The sequence below is a fragment of the Mycobacterium sp. genome (genome assembly GCF_965229105.1).
GTDB lineage: Bacteria > Actinomycetota > Actinomycetes > Mycobacteriales > Mycobacteriaceae > Mycobacterium.
In genome coordinates this window covers 3,148,262-3,164,869 of the sequence record NZ_OZ245858.1, presented here as the reverse complement: position 1 = coordinate 3,164,869, position 16,608 = coordinate 3,148,262, and the positions used below count along the sequence as shown (strand labels likewise).

The following is a 16,608-nucleotide window of genomic DNA, read 5'->3' as shown; positions in this document are numbered from 1 at the left end:
CCGCCATGTGCTGGAAGTGCGACCACCCCGAAGCGACCTTCGAAGACTGGCGACAGGAGATCCGCGCCGCTGTCGATCGACGCGGCTGGGTCATCCAATACATCGAAGACGAAGACGCGCCATTCGCCTACACCATCGGCCTGCATCCGCTCGGTCTACCCGAGCTTCTTGTCACCGGTCTCGACCCGAAACCAACTGTGACGCTGATGAATCGGATGATCGACCTGGTTGGCCGCGGCAAGTTACCCGACGCCGGGCAACAGCTGGTGCTGCCTAACGGTCCGCGTATCGAGATCGTGGACGTCGAGCACCCGGACGCACATATGGGCATGGCCATCGCCTTGGAAGGCCCGAGGATCAGCGCGAAGCAGGTGGTGTGGGCAGACGAGTTCGGCCACTGGCCGTGGAGCGCGAAATTCAACCACGCCCGACGACGGCAGCCGGTTCTCGGTGTGCGCGGGGGTTAGCCGACGCCTCGAAGCCAGGTGATGTCACTGCCGATATCGCCATTGCTGCGATAGGGCTCCAGAGCGTCGTCCCAGGCGGTGCCGAGCACCGAATCGAGGTCGGCAGCCAAGACGTCGGCGCCGGCGGCCATCAAGGATCGCAGGCGCATCTCGCCGACGACCGTATCGCCGTTGGCACTCATCGCGCCGTGCCAGAGTCCCAGCTGAGGAACATGGCTGAAGCGATGCCCGTCGACACCAGGGCTGGGATCCTCGGTGACCTCGAAGCGCAGCACCGACCAGGACCGCAACGCGTTGGCCAACTGAGCACCGGTCCCGACGGGACCAACCCAGTTGGTGACAGCACGAAGCTGGTTGGGCATGGCCGCCTGCGGCGTCCACTTCAGGTCGGCCCTGGCGTTCAGGGTCGACGAAAGCGCCCACTCAACGTGTGGGCACACCGCCGCGGGCGAGGCATGGATGTAGACCACGCCTGTTGTCGCTTCGGCGAACTGGTTCGACTCACGCATGGCTGCTCCTTCGGCTCCACAAGGGACGTCTTCCCCAACGACCTTGCTGAAATCCGAACGACCATCACAATCCGTGTGTCGCGCGTGTCTAGTGTGCCTTGTGAGGCGCCTGTTGCGCTAGTGTGCGCCGAATTCTCTCAGGACTCCATCAGAGATTGCGGGCCACAGCGGGAGTGCCCAGTCGCCGAAATCCCGGTCCGTAAGCACCACCAAAGCCAGCTTCGCCACCGGATCAGCCCAGATGAAGGTGCCTGACTGACCGAAATGCCCGAACGTCGCGGGCGAGTTGGCCGACCCTGTCCAGTGCGGCGATTTGGTGGCGCGGATCTCAAAGCCCAGACCCCAGTCGTTGGGCCGCTGCACCCCATAACCGGGCAGTACTCCCGCCAGATCGGGGAACTGGACCGATATCGCGTCGGTATGCATCTCTTCTGAGACCGTCACCGGGGCCAGCAGGTCACCGGCGAACCGCGCCAGATCAGCCACCGTCGACGACGCCCCGTAACCCGCAGCGCTGGCACCACCGTCGAGCGTCGAATCCGTCATCCCGAGCGGTTCGAACACCGCCTCGTGCACATAGCGGTCGAACCCGAAGCCAGCTGCGCGCTCGATCTCCTCGGCCAGTACCCGGAAGCCGTAATTGGAGTAGACCCGCCGCGTGCCCGGCGCGGCCAGCACCTTGTCATCGAGCATCGCCAGACCGGACGCATGCGCCAGCAGGTGCCTAACGGTCGACCCGGGCGGACCGGCTGGAGTGTCGAGTTCCACCGCACCCTCTTCGATCGCGATCTGCGCCGCCCGCGCCACCAACGGTTTCGTCACCGAAGCCAGCCGGAACACCTGATCGGTGGCGCCGTGGCTGGCCAACAGGCCCGCGGTCCCGACCACGGCCGCAGCGGAGGTCGGCACCGGCCAATCGTTGAGGACTTCGAGTGCGCCCATGGCGCTGGAGCCTACTTGCGGATCGGGTGATCTAAAGTCTGACGCATGGGTCAAACAGTGCGCGGCGTCATTTCCAGGAAGAAGGGCGAGCCCGTCGAGATCGTCGACGTGGTGATTCCCGATCCAGGCCCCGGTGAGGTGGTCGTCGATATCATCGCCTGCGGCGTCTGCCATACCGACCTGACCTACCGCGAGGGCGGTATCAACGACGAATACCCCTTCCTGCTCGGACATGAGGCCTCGGGAACAGTCGAGGCGATCGGCGAAGGCGTCACCAACGTCGAGGTCGGCGATTTCGTCATCCTGAACTGGCGAGCGGTGTGCGGTCAGTGCCGCGCCTGTAAGCGGGGCCGCCCGCACCTGTGCTTCGACACCCACAACGCCACGCAGAAGATGACGCTGACCGACGGCACCGAGCTCACCCCCGCGCTGGGTATCGGAGCGTTCGCCGATAAGACCCTGGTGGCCGAAGGCCAGTGCACCAAGGTCGATCCCGAGGCCGACCCGGCGGTGGCCGGCCTTCTGGGCTGCGGTGTGATGGCCGGAATCGGCGCGGCGATCAACACCGGCAATGTGTCGCGCGATGACACCGTCGCGGTGATCGGCTGCGGCGGAGTCGGCGACGCGGCGATCGCCGGCGCGGCGCTGGTCGGCGCAAAACGGATCATCGCCGTGGACACCGACAATCAGAAGCTCAACTGGGCCCGCGAGTTTGGCGCCACCCACACCATCAATGCCAAGGAATTCGACGTCGTCGAGACCATCCAGGATCTGACCGACGGTAACGGCGCGGACGTGGTGATCGACGCGGTCGGCCGGCCGGAAACCTGGAAGCAGGCATTCTACGCCCGCGACCTGGCGGGAACTGTTGTGCTGGTGGGTGTTCCGACACCGTCGATGACACTCGAGATGCCGCTGGTGGACTTCTTCTCTCGCGGCGGGTCACTCAAATCGTCCTGGTACGGCGATTGCCTGCCCGAACGTGACTTCCCCACCCTGATCAGCCTCTACATGCAGGGCCGGCTTCCGCTGGAGAAGTTCGTCTCCGAACGCATCGGCCTCGACGGTATCGAAGACGCGTTCCACAAGATGCACGCCGGTGAGGTCTTGCGCTCGGTGGTGATCCTCTGATGTCCGACGCAATTCAGCGCCTGGTGACCAGCGGTACCTTCGAACTCGATGGTGGCAGTTGGGATGTCGACAACAACATCTGGATCGTCGGCGACGACTCCGATGTCATCGTGTTCGACGCGGCCCATACCGCGGCACCGATCATTGAGGCCGTCGGCGGGCGCAACGTCGTCGCCGTGGTGTGCACGCACGGCCACAACGACCACGTCACTGTCGCCCCCGAACTCTCCAAGGCGCTCGACGCGCCGATCTTCCTGCACCCGGCCGACGACGTGCTGTGGCGGATGACGCACCCGGACACCGACTTCCACGCTGTCGAAGACGGGCTGACGCTCACCGCAGGCAGCGTCGAGCTACGCGCCCTGCATACCCCGGGACACTCCCCCGGCTCGGTGTGCTGGTACGCCCCCGAGCTCAAAGCGGTCTTCTCGGGCGACACCCTGTTCCAGGGCGGCCCGGGCGCGACCGGCCGGTCGTATTCAGATTTCGACACCATCTTGGCGTCGCTCTCGGACAAGGTCGGCAAGCTACCCGATGAGACCGTCGTCTATACCGGCCATGGCGATAACACCACCATCGGTGACGAGATGCCGCACTACTACGAGTGGATGGTCCGCGGCCACTGACGACGAGCGGCGAGGTACGAGCAGAGCCACTTACGGCGCTTCACTGACCACGAGTCACTGATGACGACGCCGGCGAGTCTGGCTCCTTGGCTACGTCAGAGTCGTTGGGCGACTTCGAGTTCCGCAGCGGATCGAGGCGCAGAAGTTGTGCAAGATACGGCAACCCGATGACGCCTGCGACCAAGACCAAACTGGCGTAAAGCGGGTCGAGATGCCAGTCGGCGGTCGGAGCTGTGCCGGGTATCGCCACCCACCACACCAGGAACGCAAGCATTGAGACGACGGCCGCCGACACTGCCTTCCCACGTTGACGCGCTGTATCTCGGCGTTTATGCGCCTGCATTGTCGATATCGCGGCGAGTAGCCCCGTCAGTCCAACGATGAAAACCACCAGCACGAGCTCCTTTTCGGTCCCCCTGGCGGCGATTGCGGTGCCGCCGAGAGTCAGGAACACCGCAATCGATTCCGACGGTATCCACGCCGCGATCTTCTCCACCCACTCGGTGGGGGCGCTGACTGCGACCGCCGGCGCGCCGATCAGTCTGCTCTGCCCGTCGGTCTGAGCGATAGCGGCCACCACCGACCCACCACCCGAGCCTTCAGCGTCCTGCACTGTGCGAAGCGCAGCGCGGATTCCCATTGAGATAACTGCCATTTCACTGTCCTTTCCCAGAAGTCAATGCGCGGAATTGGGATGGCCCGCTCACGCGTGCGCGCCGTTGACGGCTGAGACCAGCACCGGAGCTGCGACGGTCTCGGGAGACGGTGCATTGCCAAGCCACGGCAGCGGGTCCATCTTGGCGCCGGGGTTGTACTCCCGCGGCATCACTGCCAGATGCAGGTGCGGGGCGACCCCACCATTGCTGTTACTGCTCGGATTGATGTGGGCGATGCGCTGACCGGCGGTCACATGGGCTCCAGGTTCGACCTCACGAACGATGTGTCCGTACTCGACGCAACCCCCACCCTCTTCGGTGGACGAATCGATGACCAGCCAGCCAGCAGGGTCGGGGCCGCCATATCCCTGCGCGGAACCGGAATGGATGACGGTGCCGGACTGGACGGCATACACCGGCTTATTACTCGCGCCACCTGGCCATCCGAAGTCAACACCGGTGTGGAAGCCGCCGTCACGTGGCCCAAAGGGTGACGTGATCACGTTGCCAAATCCGACCGGCCAGAAACGTGTCGACTGCACGGCAGGCGGCGCCACGGCAGGCACTTCCGCTGGCGGAAGCGGTGTCACGTGCTCAAGCGCGTCCCACGTCATCGGCCCGACCACACCGTCAGTGACAAGGTTGCGGTCGCGTTGGAAGACAGTGACCGCGAGCTCTGTCGCGGGCCCGAAGTCCCCGTCGACCAACAGGTCGATACCTGCCTGACGCAGCAATGTCTGCAGTTTGGCGACCGCATCCCCGCGCGATCCTCGGCGCACCACCGGTCGCGAATCATGCACCAGCGCATCAAGGCCGAGCGCCTCGATGCGCGACAGCGCCGCCAGCGCCTTGGCCAAGAACTCTCGACGTTGCGCCAGTCCGTTGGTGCCGCCGTTGATCTTTCGGGTGACCGGGACTACCTCGTTGCGGTCGCAATCCGCGTTGATATCGCGACTCTTCCAGTACTCACACGCGATCTGCAGTGAAAGCACGGGGTCGGCGGCCCGGAACGGATCGCCCTCCAGATCGATACCGAGCGCCTGGCCGTACTTGCGGTAGTTGAAACGCCCGGTCAACTGAAGAAGACCGCGCCCCTTGTAGCGACGTCCATCGCCGCGCTGGGTGTTCCCAAGGTCGGCTCTTCCCTCGTACTGGTCGCCGGTGGCGAACTCCTCGGTGGTTGAGAAGCTTGCCGACTCATGACAGGTCTGGGACACGAAATGTGCGATCCGAAAGCGCGTGCTGATGTCGTATCGCTCCAGGGTCTCCTGGAGCACCGCACCGACGGCGGTGATGATCCGCGACTGATTCTGGCCTCTCTCGCCTGTTAGAGACGGTGCGACAGCCCACATGACGTCGGCATTGATCGGCAACATAGTTCCCCCCGTGATCGGTGCCGATCCCCGACGGATCGGACCCCACAATCGTCCGATCAGGGCAATACGAAGACTCGCGTAGTCGACTACCCGAATACCCGCGTCACGATGCGGAACTAGCGGCCGTCGAGCAGCCTGCGCTTCTCGGATTGGAACTCGTCCTCGGTCAGCGCGCCGGATTGTCTCAGTGCGGCCAGGGTTTTCAGCTGTTCGATCCGGACCCCGTCATCGGACACGGTGTACGAGTCGGCGGGTTTTGACGACGAACTCGGCGAGAACAGCGGTATCGGTGGGTTGGGGAACGGCGACACGGTTGGGCCGCCGTACATCCCGCTGTCCGACATCGGTATCGGCACTGGCCGCCGGGCCAGCCGCGATAACCAGATCAGCGAAATGATCAGGTCCAGCACGGCGATGGCGAACACCGCGGCGAAAATCCACGGCAGCATGCCGTAGGAACTGGAATGGCCGAATGCCAGCCGGGGACTGATGTAGGCACTGACATCACCCTGGGTGCGGATCGTGTACGTGCCCGCTTCGGGAATCTGCACCACCCACACCCGCACCCGGGAATCGCTGTTGACAGTTGTTGTGCTACCGAAGCTTTCAGTGACCACGGGCTTCGCGACGCCGGGCGGTGGATCGATGTCCATCCCGAGGTTGGGCACGGGCAACCCGCCGCCACTGGTGGTTCCGATGATCTGCGTGTGGAAACTGATGGTGGCCTCGCCTGCAGGCAACTGCAGACTCGCCGACCCGGGGATCGGCACCTCACCGTAGGCGTCGTATTTGTCCAGCACGAACGCGTTGAGGATCAGTGTCACGACGAAACCGATGAGCGAGATCACCATGGTCGCGATCGCAACAGCGCGCAAGATGCGCGGGACACTTCGCCTGCTCATCGGCGAAGTGTGCCACGACGGGCATCGTGCCGGGCTGATTACGCATCCGGGCGGTGCGAGCGGTGGCTGACGACTACGTTGTTCGCTATGGCTGCAGACGAGGTTGAGGCCCCCGCAGCGGGAGGGTCCCCGCGGCGGTCCAGGCGGGTTCCGTTTCGGTTCTGGGTCGCGTTGATCCTCGTCGCACTGGCCGCGATCTTCATCGCGCAGAACCGCGACCGGCCGCAGATCCACGTTTTGTGGATCACCGTGGAGTCCCCGATGTGGTTCATTCTGACGGTGATGCTGGCGGTGGGCATCCTCGTAGGTCTCCTGTTACGTCGGCGCCGCCGGGGGTGATCGTGCCTGAGTCCAGCATCGTTGTCCGCCCCGAACCGATCGGCAGCGCCTCCTACACCGAGTCGCTGCGATTGCAGGCCGCCGGATTACGCGCCGCGATAGGGCTTTTCGAGAATGCCGCGAATGAAGTGCCGCTGCCGAGAGCTCCGCATCCGATCGTCATCGCCGACTACGGCGCCGGCACAGGGCACAACTCGCTGCTGCCGATCGGCACGGCGATCACCCAGTTGCGCACCCGGACCCGACGCGACCAGTCCATCCTCGTCGCCCATACCGATGCCGGCGAGAATGATTTCACCGAGATGTTCAAGACCCTGGCCGAGGATCCGGCCAGCTACCTCAAACACGACACCGCGACGTACGCCTCCGCGGTGGGACGCTCGTTCTACCAGCAGATTCTGCCGTCCGACAGCGTCACACTCGGCTGGAGTTCCTGGGCGATTCAGTGGCTGAGCAAGACGCCCGGACCGATCCCGGACCACATTCAGGCCGACTGCAGTGCCGATCCTGGTGTCCGGGCCGCCCACGCCCGCCAGGGCGCGCAGGACTGGCACGAATTCGTGGCATTCCGTGGCCGCGAACTAAGTCCGCACGGCCGTCTGGTGGTGCTGACGATGGCCATCGACGAGTCAGGCGAGCCCGGCCTGCGCCCGGTGTTCGATCATTTGCTCACCGTGTTACGCGACCTCGTCAACGACGGGCTGTTGACCGAAGATGAACTGGCCGCCATGTCGCTACCCATCGTCGGTAGGTCGGCGGCGGATTTCGTCGCCCCGTTCTCCCCCAAGGGAAAATTCGAGCACCTCACAGTTGAGCATCTCGAAGTGTTCAACGCCGAGGACCGGTTCTGGACGCAGTACCAAAATGACAAGGACGCCAAGGCATTCGGCGAGAAGTGGGCCTCGTTTGCCCGGGCCGCGGCGGCTCCCGCGTTGGCCGCAGCGCTATCTGGTGGTGCCGATGATCCGCGCCGCGCCGAGTTCTTCGACCGTCTGGAACAGGGCCTGGCGCAGCGATTGGCGGCCGCGCCAGAGCAGATGCGTATTCCGCAGGCGAAGGTGGTGCTGGTCAAAGCCGGCCGGTCACGCTGACCGCTCGCGAAACGTGGTGCGGTAGCCCTGCGGTGCCACCCCGGCGATCCGGCGGAACTGCTCACGGAAGTTCGCCGCGGAGCTGAACCCGACATCACGGCCGATGCGTTCCACGCTGTGTGAGGTGGACTCCAGCAGTGCCTGGGCGTGGCGCACCCGCACTCCGTTGACCCACTGCATCGGGGTCTGCCCGGTTTCGGCCTGAAATCGGCGGTTGAGGGTGCGCACGCTCGTCGATGCCTGTGCCGCAAGGTCTTCCAGCGTCAGTTCACGATGCGCGTGCGTCTCGATCCACGCCAGCAGGTCGGGCAGTTCGGTTCCTGTCGCGCGTCGATTGCGGACGATGAACTGCGCCTGCCCGCCGGTGCGATGCAGCGGAGCGACGGCCAGGCGGGCGGCGTCGGCGGCGACTGAGGCGCCGTAATCACGCTGCACCATGTGCAGGCACAAGTCCAGACCTGCCGATGCCCCCGCCGAGGTGAGCACCTGCCCCTCGTCGACGTAGAGCACGTCGGCGTCGAGATGGACCGCAGGGAAGGCCGCCCGGAACAGTTCAGCCCCCAGCCAATGCGTGGTGGCGCGCTTGCCGTCGAGCAATCCCGCGGCGGCCAGGGTAAAGGCGCCCGCGCAGATCGATGCGATCCTGGTGCCGCGGGTCAGCGCCGCATGCAGGGCGGCGTCGACCCCCTCCGGTGTTGGCGCCATCGGGTCGTAGCGCGCGGGCACGATGATGGTGTCCACTGCCGCAAGCGCGTCCAGCCCGTGGTCGGTGGCGATCCGCATCGGACCTGCACTCACCACCGGTTCGGAACCACAGACCAGCACGCGGTAGCCAGGGGTGTTGTCGGCCAGGACCACCCGGCCAAATACCTCGATCGGCGTGGCCAGGTCGAACGCAATGGTGTCGGGCAACGCCAGAACACCCACGGTATGCATGGCCCGACGGTAGCAGTCGCAGTGGCAATATCCCATCGGAACCTGGCTATCTGGCCACTCGCGAGCGAGTGCCTCAGTGCGACAGGGTTATCGGATGATCGCTCAAATTGTGTTGTTCGACGGGTTCGACCCGTTCGACGTCATCGCACCCTTCGAAGTGCTGGTCGCCGGCAGTGATGCCGTCGGCGGTGAATTAGCCGTGGAACTGGTGTCGGCCGACGGGCCTCGTGCCGTGCGCAGCGGTAGCCGTGGGCTGGTCCTGCAAGCCACCGCTGCGTTGGATCCAGACAAACCGGGGTTCGTCATCGTCCCTGGTGCAGCAGGTCCGATTGACGGCGATCCCGACGACGGTGTCGAGACGATCCCGGTCCTGCTGGCCCGCGTCGGCGAAACCGCGCTGAATCCCTTGCTGGCAAAGGTTTTGGCGAACCCGGAGATCACCGTCGCGACCGTCTGCGGCGGCTCACTGGCGTTGGCGATGGCCGGTCTGATCCAGGGCCGCAACGCGGTCACCCATGTACTGGGCAACGACGTGCTCGAGGCCACCGGCGTGAATGTCATCAATGCCCGTGTCGTCGACGACGGTGACTTGGTCACCGCGGGCGGCGTGACCTCCGGACTCGACCTGGCGCTGCATCTGCTGGAGCGCACCTATGGTGCCCGCGTGGCCCTGGCCGTCGAGGCGCTGTTCGAATACGAACGCCGGGGCACGGTGTGGACGAGTACCGGTCGGACCCCGGTGACGGTATGACGGGCATTGCAGGGACGTGGGACGTGGCGATCAAGACTCCGATCGGCTCACTGGCCGTCGAATACGTCTTCACTGCTGATATCGACGGACTGTCCGGTGCGGCGACATTGCGGGGCGACACCGTGCCCCTGGTCGATATCGCCGTCGACGGTGACCGAGTGACCTGGCGGCAGTCGATTACCAAGCCAATGCGACTGAATCTCGCCTTCGAGGTCGACGTCGACGGCGACCAGCTCACCGGACACTCCCGGGCGGGACGGCTGCCGCGTTCGGCGGTGTCAGGGACGCGCCGCCGCGGCTAGCCAGCCGGCTGGAAGAGCTGCGGTAAACCGGGAATGGTGGGTATCGGCGGGATCGTCGGTATCTGCGGAAACCATTGCGGCGGTGCGCTTGTGGGTTCCGCAGCGGGTTGCTCCACCGGCGGCTCGGCACTCGGCGCCACCGTCTGAGTGTCCGGCGGCGGAGTTTCGGTGACGGTGACCGGCGCCGGAGCCTCCGGCGCGGGCGGTGCAGGCGGTGCGGGGGCCGCCTGCTGGACGACCTGCGTCCGGGTCGCCGGCGGCGGTATGGCGGTGACCGTCCGGACCGCCTGCGCGGGGGCCGAATCTTGCTGTTGCGGTTCGGGTTGCGCTGCCGCGGGAGCAGGCGCAGGCGCATCGGGGGTGGCACTGATACTCGGGGTGGGCGTGCTGGCCGGGGTGCTGATGGAGTCGTTAGCCAGGACGACGCCGACGGCGCTGACTGCGCCGGCGATCACGACGACCGCCGCAGCCATCACAGCCAGCGGGCTGCGGTACCAGTGACTCTTGGGTTCGGCGACCGCCGGGATGGCCGGCTCCTCTTCGAACGCGATCTGCGGCCGTGCGCTGGTCAGGCCGCCGGGGGTGTCGTTGGAAAAAACGCCGTCCGCCAACTCCAAACCGGTCAGTTCCAGCTCGGGCAGCTCCTCGGCCTGCGACCAGGCCAGGGCCGGGACCCGTTCTGAGGATGGCCGGACCACCGCGGCCGACGTCGTCGCCAGCGGTGCGGCTGCCTCGAAAAATCCGGCCGTCGCGCTGTCATCGGCCGGACCCCGCAGAGCCCGCAGGGCGGTCCCGATGGCGGCGGACAACGCCGGTCGCGCTGTGGTGATCACGGGTACGCGGATGTGCTCCGACAGCGCCGCTGTCACCGCAGCCATGCTGGCGCCGCCACCGACGCTCGCCACGGCAACCAGGTCGCCGGGGCGTATTCCGTTGCGCTGCATGGTGTCATGAATCAGTTCGACGATGTCGTCCAGCGGAGCGCGGATCGCGTCGTCGAGTTCGGCCCTGGTGAGTCGCACGTCGCCGCGGTAACCGGGCAGCTCGACCGACAGCGCTGTCACTGCACTCGCCGAGAGACGTTCCTTGGCGGCGCGGCACTGCACGCGCAACCGGCCCAGCGAGCCGATGGCAGACGTGGAGGCCAGATCGACCGAACCTGCGCCGGCCAGGTCGCTGATCACGTGAGTGAGGATGGCCTGGTCGACGAGATCACCGGAGAAGTCCAGATGCCGTACGACGGGCCCGATCGGCCGATTGCCTGCGGCGGCGTCGACCAGGCTCAGGCTGGTGCCGCTACCGCCGAAATCGCAGACCGCGATGACGCCACGGGTCGGCAGCCCGGGATCACTCGCGAGCGCTGTCAGCACTGCCGTCACATCGGGCAGCAGAGTGACCGGCTTCCGCGACCATTCAGGTACCTGTCGCAACGCCCGGCGCAGTGCATCGACCGCAGCAGGCCGCCAGTGCGTCGGATAGCTGAGCGCAGTGACATCGGGCAGTGGCCGACCACCGGTGGCCGCATAGGCCAGCGCGCGCAGCGCGTCGGCCAGCAGTGTCTCGCTACGGTGGCTCGAACCGTCCGAGGCCAGCATCGCGACCGGGTCGCCGACGCGGTCGACGAAATCGCCGATCACCAGGCCACGCTCGCCCTGGCGGTATCCACTGATTTCGGAGAGCAACCCCACCTCGGGTGGACGGTGATCGGACAGCGTCAGGACCGGCGTCCGGGAGACGGCGTTATCGGCCGTCACAGCCGTCAGTTGGGTCGCCCCAACCGACAAGCCCAGCGCGGACCTCGTTGCGTGTGTCATCTCGGTAGAGATGTCGGTTTTTCCGCCCGCAGCGTTACCTTCCCCGGTGCCCCCGCGCTACGTCAGCGAATGGTGCCAACCCCCGCGATCAACGGCAGATCGAGCGGCGTCACCCAGCCCGGTGGCAGGTCATTGACCGCAGGCACGGCATTCAAAGCGCGCATCCCGGTGGCCAGGCAGCCTGCCGTGGCCGGATCGCGTCCCGAACCGTCGGTGAACCGGAACGCCGTCTCCTGAAAAATGCTGGGGGTTCCCTCGATATCGACCCGATAGACGTCGTTGTCGTTGCCTGACGGCCAATCGGGTGCGGCGTCATGCCCGATCCGGTTGACATGCTCGAGCTGGATCCGCGTTTTGCCCTGGTAGATGCCGTTGATGGTGAATCGGACGGCGGCCACCTGGCCGGGCTGGATGACGCCCTTGACCGTTTTCCGTTCGGTCGGGGTCACCCATTTCTCCCAGGTGGTGGTCATCTCGTCGAGTTCGATACCGGCGGCGTAGGCCATCATCGGCACGGTGGCGCCCCACGCGAAGATCAGCACGTCCGGGTTCTCCAGAAGTGGCCGAAATTCGGGCTCGCGACCGATACCCATCTCGAACTCGTAGTCGCCCTCGTAGTTGGTGTAGTCCAACAGTTCGGAGGCCCGCACTGTGCGCACCTCAGAGCAAAGACCCATCAACGTCATGGGGAACAAATCGTTGGCGAAGCCCGGGTCGATGCCGGTGGTGAAACAGGACGCCCCGCCCTCTTCGCACGCCTGGGTGATCGGCTCGATCCAGTTCGGCGGGTTGACCTTCATCTGCGGCCACACCCACGGCGTCATGGCTGTTGAGCAGACGTCGATCCCCGCACGCAGGAAACGGCCGATCAACCGGATGTTGTCGTCGGCATGGGCAGCCGTCGGGCCGTAGTGCACCAGCGCGTCGGGTTTGAGTGCGATCAAGGCGTCGACATCGTCGGTGGCGGAGATGCCGAGCGGTTCGGCCAGGCCACAGATCTCGCCGACGTCGCGACCGACTTTGTCGGGATTGCTGACACCGACACCGATCAGTTCGAAATCCGGATGTTTGGCGATCTCGGCGATCACCATCCTGCCGACGAATCCGGTACCCCAGATCACGACCCTCTTCGGTGTCCGCACTGCCATGAATGCCCTTTCTCTCGATCCCCCGATTCAGCGCCTCCACAGTGGCATGTCATCGGCATCTGCAGGCACTAAATGGGAGGCATCGATTCGCGAAGGTCGTCGTTATCCGATCTGGGCCTGATACATAAGTGCCAGAAATCACCTCGCGCGGAAATGCGGCGGACGCACGAAACCCCTACGCTGGCAATAACATTCGGCGGACGGGGATCAGACCGATGACCAGCAAATTACTGCTGGCCGGCATGGTGGTTGCCAGCATCACGGCAATTAGCACGACTACGGAGATTTCCGCAGGCACCCGCCTCGCGGCCGCCGAGACGCCGACCACGTTCTATGTGCGGGGATCGAACGTCGGCTACGTGCCACCCGATCAGGACTATGCGGCGTGGGTCAACGCTGTCATCACCGACATCGTCGGTGTCCATCAGGACGCCGCCAAGGTGGACTATCCGGGCTCGTTCTGGCCGTTCTCACACGGCTACCTCAGCGATCCGACCTGGGATGTCTCGGTGGCCGACGGGGTGGCCAGCCTCTCGGCTGCGGTCGCCGGTATCAGCAGAACCATCATCTACGGCTATTCCCAGGGCGCGGTGGTGGCGTCGGAGTACAAAGGCGACAACCCAGGATCTGGTGCCACCTATGTGCTGGTGGCCAACCTCGATCGGCCCAACGGCGGACTGCTGGCCCGTTTCAGCGGGCTGCACATCCCGATCCTCGATTTCACGTTCAACGAACCGACCCCCGCCACTGGCGACAACACCTATGACATCGCCCGGCAGTACGACGGGTGGGCCGACTTCCCCAAATACCCGTTGAATCTGCTGGCGACTGCGAATGCCCTGCTCGGCATCTACTACCTCCACGGCTGGTATGACACGGAGATCTCGGCTGCTGATCTGAATGACCCCACCAAAACCGACAAGCAGGTTGACGCAGAGACGGGCACCACCTATTACCTCGTCCACACCGACCGACTCCCCCTGCTGATGCCCTTCGAAGGGATTGTCCCCGATGCCATCCTCGACGCACTCGACCCACCGCTGCGGGTTCTGGTCGAACTCGCTTATGACAGGACGGACTACGGCGCCGCGACCGCCGCGGCGCTGATACCTCAGATCGATCCCGTCACGGTGACGAAGGATCTGGTCAATGCCATCATCACCGGCATCGGTATTGGGGTGGCCGAGAGCACTGCCGCGGCGTCAGCTCCCGCGTCGGTGCCGTCGAAAACGTCCACTGTCAAACCCAAACCGTCGACAACCAAAGCCGCACAGTCGAGGCCTGCACCATCGAAGATCGCGTCGGCATCGCACCCGACGGACACCCCCACGACGACGAAATCATTAACTGAACGCCATAGTGGCCCACGCACACGCCCCGCCCGGGTACCGTCACAGCAAAGTCATCCCGAACGATCCGATCGGCTTGGGACAGGGAAGTCGTGAGGGGCGAAGCGCGTGCGCAAATTCACAGGTCGGCATCGTGCGGTCGAGGCCAGCCCACGGCGTAGGGCGTTGGCCCGAGGCGGCAGCGCCCTGCCTGCCGCCGGCATTGCCGTCGCCGGTGCCGCGTTGCTCGGCGTGACCCCGATGGTGGCGAACAGTCCGGCTCTGATGGCCCAGGTGCATTATCTGCCCGGCACCAAGATCGGCGATTTTCGACCCGAGGCCGAGTACGTGACATTCGCCGATGCGATGATCACGGGCAGCGGAGTCACCGGCAGCACACCGGATTACATCGACTATCCCGGCGGATTCTGGCCGGTATCGGTTGGCGGGTTGGGTGATCCGACGTATGACAACTCCGTCGATATCGGCCTCGGCAAGCTCAATGCCGCGCATCCCGGTGATGGCGATGTCATCTTCGGGTACTCCCAGGGCGCCGTGGTCGCCTCGAAATACAAAGCGTCTGATCCAAATACGAATATCACCTACGTCCTGGTGGAGAATCCCAACCGGCCCAACGGTGGGATTCTCGAGCGGTTTCACGGCCTCTATATCCCCATTCTGGACGTCTCCTTCAACGGCGCGACGGCCGACACCGGTGCCCCGACCATCGACATCTCCCGCCAATACGATGGCTGGTCGGACTTCCCCACTTATCCCCTCAATGCGCTGGCCACCGCCAACGCCATCGCGGGAATCATTCTGCTGCATGGGAACACCCAGAACATCGTCGATCCCGCTGTGCTGACCGATATCAAAAACGACGGCGATCCGATGTATTACCAGCAACACGGCAGCTCGACGTATTACGTGATCCCGTCAGCGCAGCTTCCGTTGCTGATGCCACTCAACGGAATCGTGCCTGCCTCGATCCTCGATGCGCTCGACGCGCCGCTGCGGGCGATCATCGAACTCGGTTATGACAGAACCGATTACAGTGCTTCGACACCGTTCAAACTGATTCCGGCGCTCAGCCCCGTCGCCCCGGCCGCGACACCCTCGACTGCGCCTGACAAAACGCCAAGCCCGACGGCGGCGAAGGCAGACGCCCCCAAAGCGCAAGCACCCCGGTCCGAAGCCAGACCGCGGCCGGCGAAGGTCGTCTCGCCGGTGGCCGCCACCGCCCAACGACCGGCACTACCCAAGCCGGTGCGATCGGTTCTCAAAGCTCTCACCCCGAAGAAGTCAGCCGGTGCCAGCGCCAAGAGGCCCACCACGGATCTCGGCCCCACCAACCCGGCGGACACCGCCAAAGATTGACACCCCGGCTCAGGACTAGGCCGGCCGACGAGGGTCTCTGCGGGACAGCGTTTTTCGTCCGACAGCCCACCCTGCGCCACATGGGGATTGGTCGGTGAAGTCGGTGTCGAAATATCGACGATGGCAGGCGCCCAACTGGCGAAATCAGGCCCATGCGAAGCTCACAACATGACTGCATTGAATGGGAAAGTCGCGTTGGTCACCGGAGCCTCCTCAGGCATGGGCGCCGCAGTGGCGCAATTATTCGCCGAACGGGGTGCCACCGTTTTCGGGATAGCCCGTGACACCGAGCGGATGGCAGGCGTTTTCGAAAAGGTGCCCGGTGGCACGTACTCGGGGGTCGACATCAGCGATCCGGCCGCCTGCCGGAAAGCCGTCGCCGATTGCGTCGAGCAGTTCGGCCGTCTCGATGTCCTGGCCAACGTCGCCGGCTTCCATCAGATGCGGCACACGCTGACGATGACCGACGAGGAGTGGGACCACGACCTTGCCGTCAACCTGCACGGACCATTTCAGCTCTGTCGGGCCGCCCTTCCACACCTGCTGGAGTCCGGCGGCAACATCGTCAACGTGTCATCGATTGCCGGTATCGAGGGTGAGGTCTACTCCGCGGGATACTGCGCCGCCAAGCACGGACTGGTCGGGCTGACCCGCGCGCTGGCCATCGAGTTCACCAAGGACCGGATCCGGGTCAACGCCGTCTGCCCAGGCGGCATGGTGACACCTCAGGCAACGGAGTTCGCCGCCCCCGAGGACGCCGACTGGAACCTGATCATGCGGATCGCGTCACCACGCGGACTGATGGATCCGATGGATGTCGCCAAGATGGTTGCCTTTCTGGCCAGCGATGACGCGGTGGCCATCCATGGCGCCGTGTACACCGTCGATAACGGGAAAAGCGCCGGCTGAACTG

The 16,608-nt window shown here is 65.0% G+C and carries 18 protein-coding genes; 10 read left to right on the top strand and 8 right to left on the bottom strand.

Annotated elements, in window-relative coordinates; genetic code table 11:
• The first annotated feature begins 5 nt into the window (after positions 1-5).
• Entirely contained in the window at positions 6-467 is a 462-nt protein-coding gene (locus ADBZ9O_RS14740; RefSeq protein WP_526532438.1) for a DUF4262 domain-containing protein, read from the top strand.
• Here ADBZ9O_RS14740 and ADBZ9O_RS14735 read toward each other — a convergent pair.
• Together ADBZ9O_RS14735 and ADBZ9O_RS14730 are read right to left on the bottom strand one after the other, a co-directional pair.
• Positions 464-976 carry a DUF3145 family protein gene (locus ADBZ9O_RS14735; protein ID WP_526532436.1) on the bottom strand — a complete coding sequence of 171 codons (513 nt, stop codon included), beginning with the start codon at positions 974-976 and terminating at the stop codon, positions 464-466. The genes ADBZ9O_RS14740 and ADBZ9O_RS14735 overlap by 4 nt on opposite strands.
• 117 nt (positions 977-1,093) lie before the next feature.
• Positions 1,094-1,918, bottom strand: coding sequence for a serine hydrolase domain-containing protein (locus tag ADBZ9O_RS14730; RefSeq protein ID WP_526532434.1), 825 nt, complete (start codon positions 1,916-1,918; stop codon positions 1,094-1,096).
• A gap of 45 nt (positions 1,919-1,963) precedes the next feature.
• Between ADBZ9O_RS14730 and ADBZ9O_RS14725 the strand changes: the two genes are divergently transcribed.
• Positions 1,964-3,049, top strand: coding sequence for an S-(hydroxymethyl)mycothiol dehydrogenase (locus ADBZ9O_RS14725; RefSeq protein WP_526532432.1), 1,086 nt, complete (start codon positions 1,964-1,966; stop codon positions 3,047-3,049).
• Positions 3,049-3,675 carry an MBL fold metallo-hydrolase gene (locus ADBZ9O_RS14720; protein ID WP_526532430.1) on the top strand — a complete coding sequence of 209 codons (627 nt, stop codon included), beginning with the start codon at positions 3,049-3,051 and terminating at the stop codon, positions 3,673-3,675. Before ADBZ9O_RS14725 ends, ADBZ9O_RS14720 begins: the two co-directional genes overlap by 1 nt.
• Before the next feature lie 40 nt (positions 3,676-3,715).
• Here ADBZ9O_RS14720 and ADBZ9O_RS14715 read toward each other — a convergent pair whose 3' ends face one another.
• The 3 genes from ADBZ9O_RS14715 to ADBZ9O_RS14705 form a co-directional block, all read right to left on the bottom strand.
• Positions 3,716-4,330, bottom strand: coding sequence for a hypothetical protein (locus ADBZ9O_RS14715; RefSeq protein ID WP_526532427.1), 615 nt, complete (start codon positions 4,328-4,330; stop codon positions 3,716-3,718).
• 48 nt (positions 4,331-4,378) lie between these two features.
• Positions 4,379-5,707 (bottom strand): peptidoglycan-binding protein, encoded by a 1,329-nt coding sequence (locus ADBZ9O_RS14710; protein WP_526532425.1) that lies wholly within the window; start codon positions 5,705-5,707, stop codon positions 4,379-4,381.
• Between the two features lie 116 nt (positions 5,708-5,823).
• Positions 5,824-6,609 (bottom strand): SHOCT domain-containing protein, encoded by a 786-nt coding sequence (locus tag ADBZ9O_RS14705; protein WP_526532423.1) that lies wholly within the window; start codon positions 6,607-6,609, stop codon positions 5,824-5,826.
• Positions 6,610-6,696: 87 nt separating this feature from the next.
• Here ADBZ9O_RS14705 and ADBZ9O_RS14700 point away from each other — a divergent pair, with 87 nt between their 5' ends.
• The gene (locus ADBZ9O_RS14700) at positions 6,697-6,948 is read left to right on the top strand and encodes a LapA family protein (RefSeq protein ID WP_526532421.1); all 252 of its coding nucleotides are present in this window, start codon (positions 6,697-6,699) and stop codon (positions 6,946-6,948) included.
• 2 nt (positions 6,949-6,950) lie between these two features.
• Positions 6,951-8,039 (top strand): class I SAM-dependent methyltransferase, encoded by a 1,089-nt coding sequence (locus tag ADBZ9O_RS14695; RefSeq protein WP_526532419.1) that lies wholly within the window; start codon positions 6,951-6,953, stop codon positions 8,037-8,039.
• Here ADBZ9O_RS14695 and ADBZ9O_RS14690 read toward each other — a convergent pair.
• Positions 8,031-8,975: a GlxA family transcriptional regulator gene (locus ADBZ9O_RS14690; protein WP_526532417.1), complete on the bottom strand. Its 945-nt coding sequence runs from the start codon at positions 8,973-8,975 to the stop codon at positions 8,031-8,033. The genes ADBZ9O_RS14695 and ADBZ9O_RS14690 overlap by 9 nt on opposite strands.
• A gap of 94 nt (positions 8,976-9,069) precedes the next feature.
• On the opposite strand from ADBZ9O_RS14690, the gene ADBZ9O_RS14685 reads away from it, so the two are divergent.
• A complete protein-coding gene (locus ADBZ9O_RS14685) occupies positions 9,070-9,726 on the top strand; it encodes a DJ-1/PfpI family protein (RefSeq protein WP_526532415.1) in 657 nt (218 codons plus the stop codon).
• Complete coding sequence (locus ADBZ9O_RS14680) at positions 9,723-10,028, top strand: hypothetical protein (RefSeq protein WP_526532413.1); 306 nt, start codon at positions 9,723-9,725, stop codon at positions 10,026-10,028. The genes ADBZ9O_RS14685 and ADBZ9O_RS14680 overlap by 4 nt, the downstream gene beginning before the upstream one ends.
• On the opposite strand, the gene ADBZ9O_RS14675 is transcribed toward ADBZ9O_RS14680, so the two are convergent.
• On the bottom strand, positions 10,025-11,842 hold the full coding sequence (locus ADBZ9O_RS14675; RefSeq protein ID WP_526532411.1) for an Hsp70 family protein: 1,818 nt from the start codon (positions 11,840-11,842) through the stop codon (positions 10,025-10,027). The two genes, ADBZ9O_RS14680 and ADBZ9O_RS14675, sit on opposite strands and share 4 nt — an antisense overlap.
• 62 nt (positions 11,843-11,904) lie before the next feature.
• Complete coding sequence (locus ADBZ9O_RS14670; RefSeq protein WP_526532409.1) at positions 11,905-12,990, bottom strand: NAD(P)H-dependent amine dehydrogenase family protein; 1,086 nt, start codon at positions 12,988-12,990, stop codon at positions 11,905-11,907.
• 215 nt (positions 12,991-13,205) lie between these two features.
• Between ADBZ9O_RS14670 and ADBZ9O_RS14665 the strand changes: the two genes are divergently transcribed.
• The 3 genes from ADBZ9O_RS14665 (at position 13,206) to ADBZ9O_RS14655 (ending at position 16,604) form a co-directional block, all read left to right on the top strand.
• Positions 13,206-14,435 carry a PE-PPE domain-containing protein gene (locus tag ADBZ9O_RS14665; RefSeq protein WP_526532407.1) on the top strand — a complete coding sequence of 410 codons (1,230 nt, stop codon included), beginning with the start codon at positions 13,206-13,208 and terminating at the stop codon, positions 14,433-14,435.
• A 12-nt stretch (positions 14,436-14,447) separates the two neighbouring features.
• The gene (locus ADBZ9O_RS14660; protein WP_526532405.1) at positions 14,448-15,695 is read left to right on the top strand and encodes a PE-PPE domain-containing protein; all 1,248 of its coding nucleotides are present in this window, start codon (positions 14,448-14,450) and stop codon (positions 15,693-15,695) included.
• A 168-nt stretch (positions 15,696-15,863) separates the two neighbouring features.
• Positions 15,864-16,604 (top strand): SDR family NAD(P)-dependent oxidoreductase, encoded by a 741-nt coding sequence (locus tag ADBZ9O_RS14655; RefSeq protein ID WP_526532403.1) that lies wholly within the window; start codon positions 15,864-15,866, stop codon positions 16,602-16,604.
• The last annotated feature ends 4 nt before the right edge of the window (positions 16,605-16,608 follow it).

Bases quoted from the DNA above. Each gene is read 5' to 3' on its own strand.
- ADBZ9O_RS14670 (WP_526532409.1), bottom strand. From the start codon at position 12,990: ATGGCAGTGCGGACACCGAAGAGGGTCGTGATCTGGGGTACCGGATTC.
- ADBZ9O_RS14690 (WP_526532417.1), bottom strand. From the start codon at position 8,975: ATGCATACCGTGGGTGTTCTGGCGTTGCCCGACACCATTGCGTTCGAC.
- ADBZ9O_RS14655 (WP_526532403.1), top strand. From the start codon at position 15,864: ATGACTGCATTGAATGGGAAAGTCGCGTTGGTCACCGGAGCCTCCTCA.
- ADBZ9O_RS14715 (WP_526532427.1), bottom strand. From the start codon at position 4,330: ATGGCAGTTATCTCAATGGGAATCCGCGCTGCGCTTCGCACAGTGCAG.
- ADBZ9O_RS14735 (WP_526532436.1), bottom strand. From the start codon at position 976: ATGCGTGAGTCGAACCAGTTCGCCGAAGCGACAACAGGCGTGGTCTAC.
- ADBZ9O_RS14720 (WP_526532430.1), top strand. From the start codon at position 3,049: ATGTCCGACGCAATTCAGCGCCTGGTGACCAGCGGTACCTTCGAACTC.
- ADBZ9O_RS14680 (WP_526532413.1), top strand. From the start codon at position 9,723: ATGACGGGCATTGCAGGGACGTGGGACGTGGCGATCAAGACTCCGATC.
- ADBZ9O_RS14675 (WP_526532411.1), bottom strand. From the start codon at position 11,842: ATGACACACGCAACGAGGTCCGCGCTGGGCTTGTCGGTTGGGGCGACC.
- ADBZ9O_RS14725 (WP_526532432.1), top strand. From the start codon at position 1,964: ATGGGTCAAACAGTGCGCGGCGTCATTTCCAGGAAGAAGGGCGAGCCC.
- ADBZ9O_RS14700 (WP_526532421.1), top strand. From the start codon at position 6,697: ATGGCTGCAGACGAGGTTGAGGCCCCCGCAGCGGGAGGGTCCCCGCGG.
- ADBZ9O_RS14705 (WP_526532423.1), bottom strand. From the start codon at position 6,609: ATGAGCAGGCGAAGTGTCCCGCGCATCTTGCGCGCTGTTGCGATCGCG.
- ADBZ9O_RS14710 (WP_526532425.1), bottom strand. From the start codon at position 5,707: ATGTTGCCGATCAATGCCGACGTCATGTGGGCTGTCGCACCGTCTCTA.
- ADBZ9O_RS14665 (WP_526532407.1), top strand. From the start codon at position 13,206: ATGACCAGCAAATTACTGCTGGCCGGCATGGTGGTTGCCAGCATCACG.
- ADBZ9O_RS14740 (WP_526532438.1), top strand. From the start codon at position 6: ATGTGCTGGAAGTGCGACCACCCCGAAGCGACCTTCGAAGACTGGCGA.
- ADBZ9O_RS14730 (WP_526532434.1), bottom strand. From the start codon at position 1,918: ATGGGCGCACTCGAAGTCCTCAACGATTGGCCGGTGCCGACCTCCGCT.
- ADBZ9O_RS14685 (WP_526532415.1), top strand. From the start codon at position 9,070: ATGATCGCTCAAATTGTGTTGTTCGACGGGTTCGACCCGTTCGACGTC.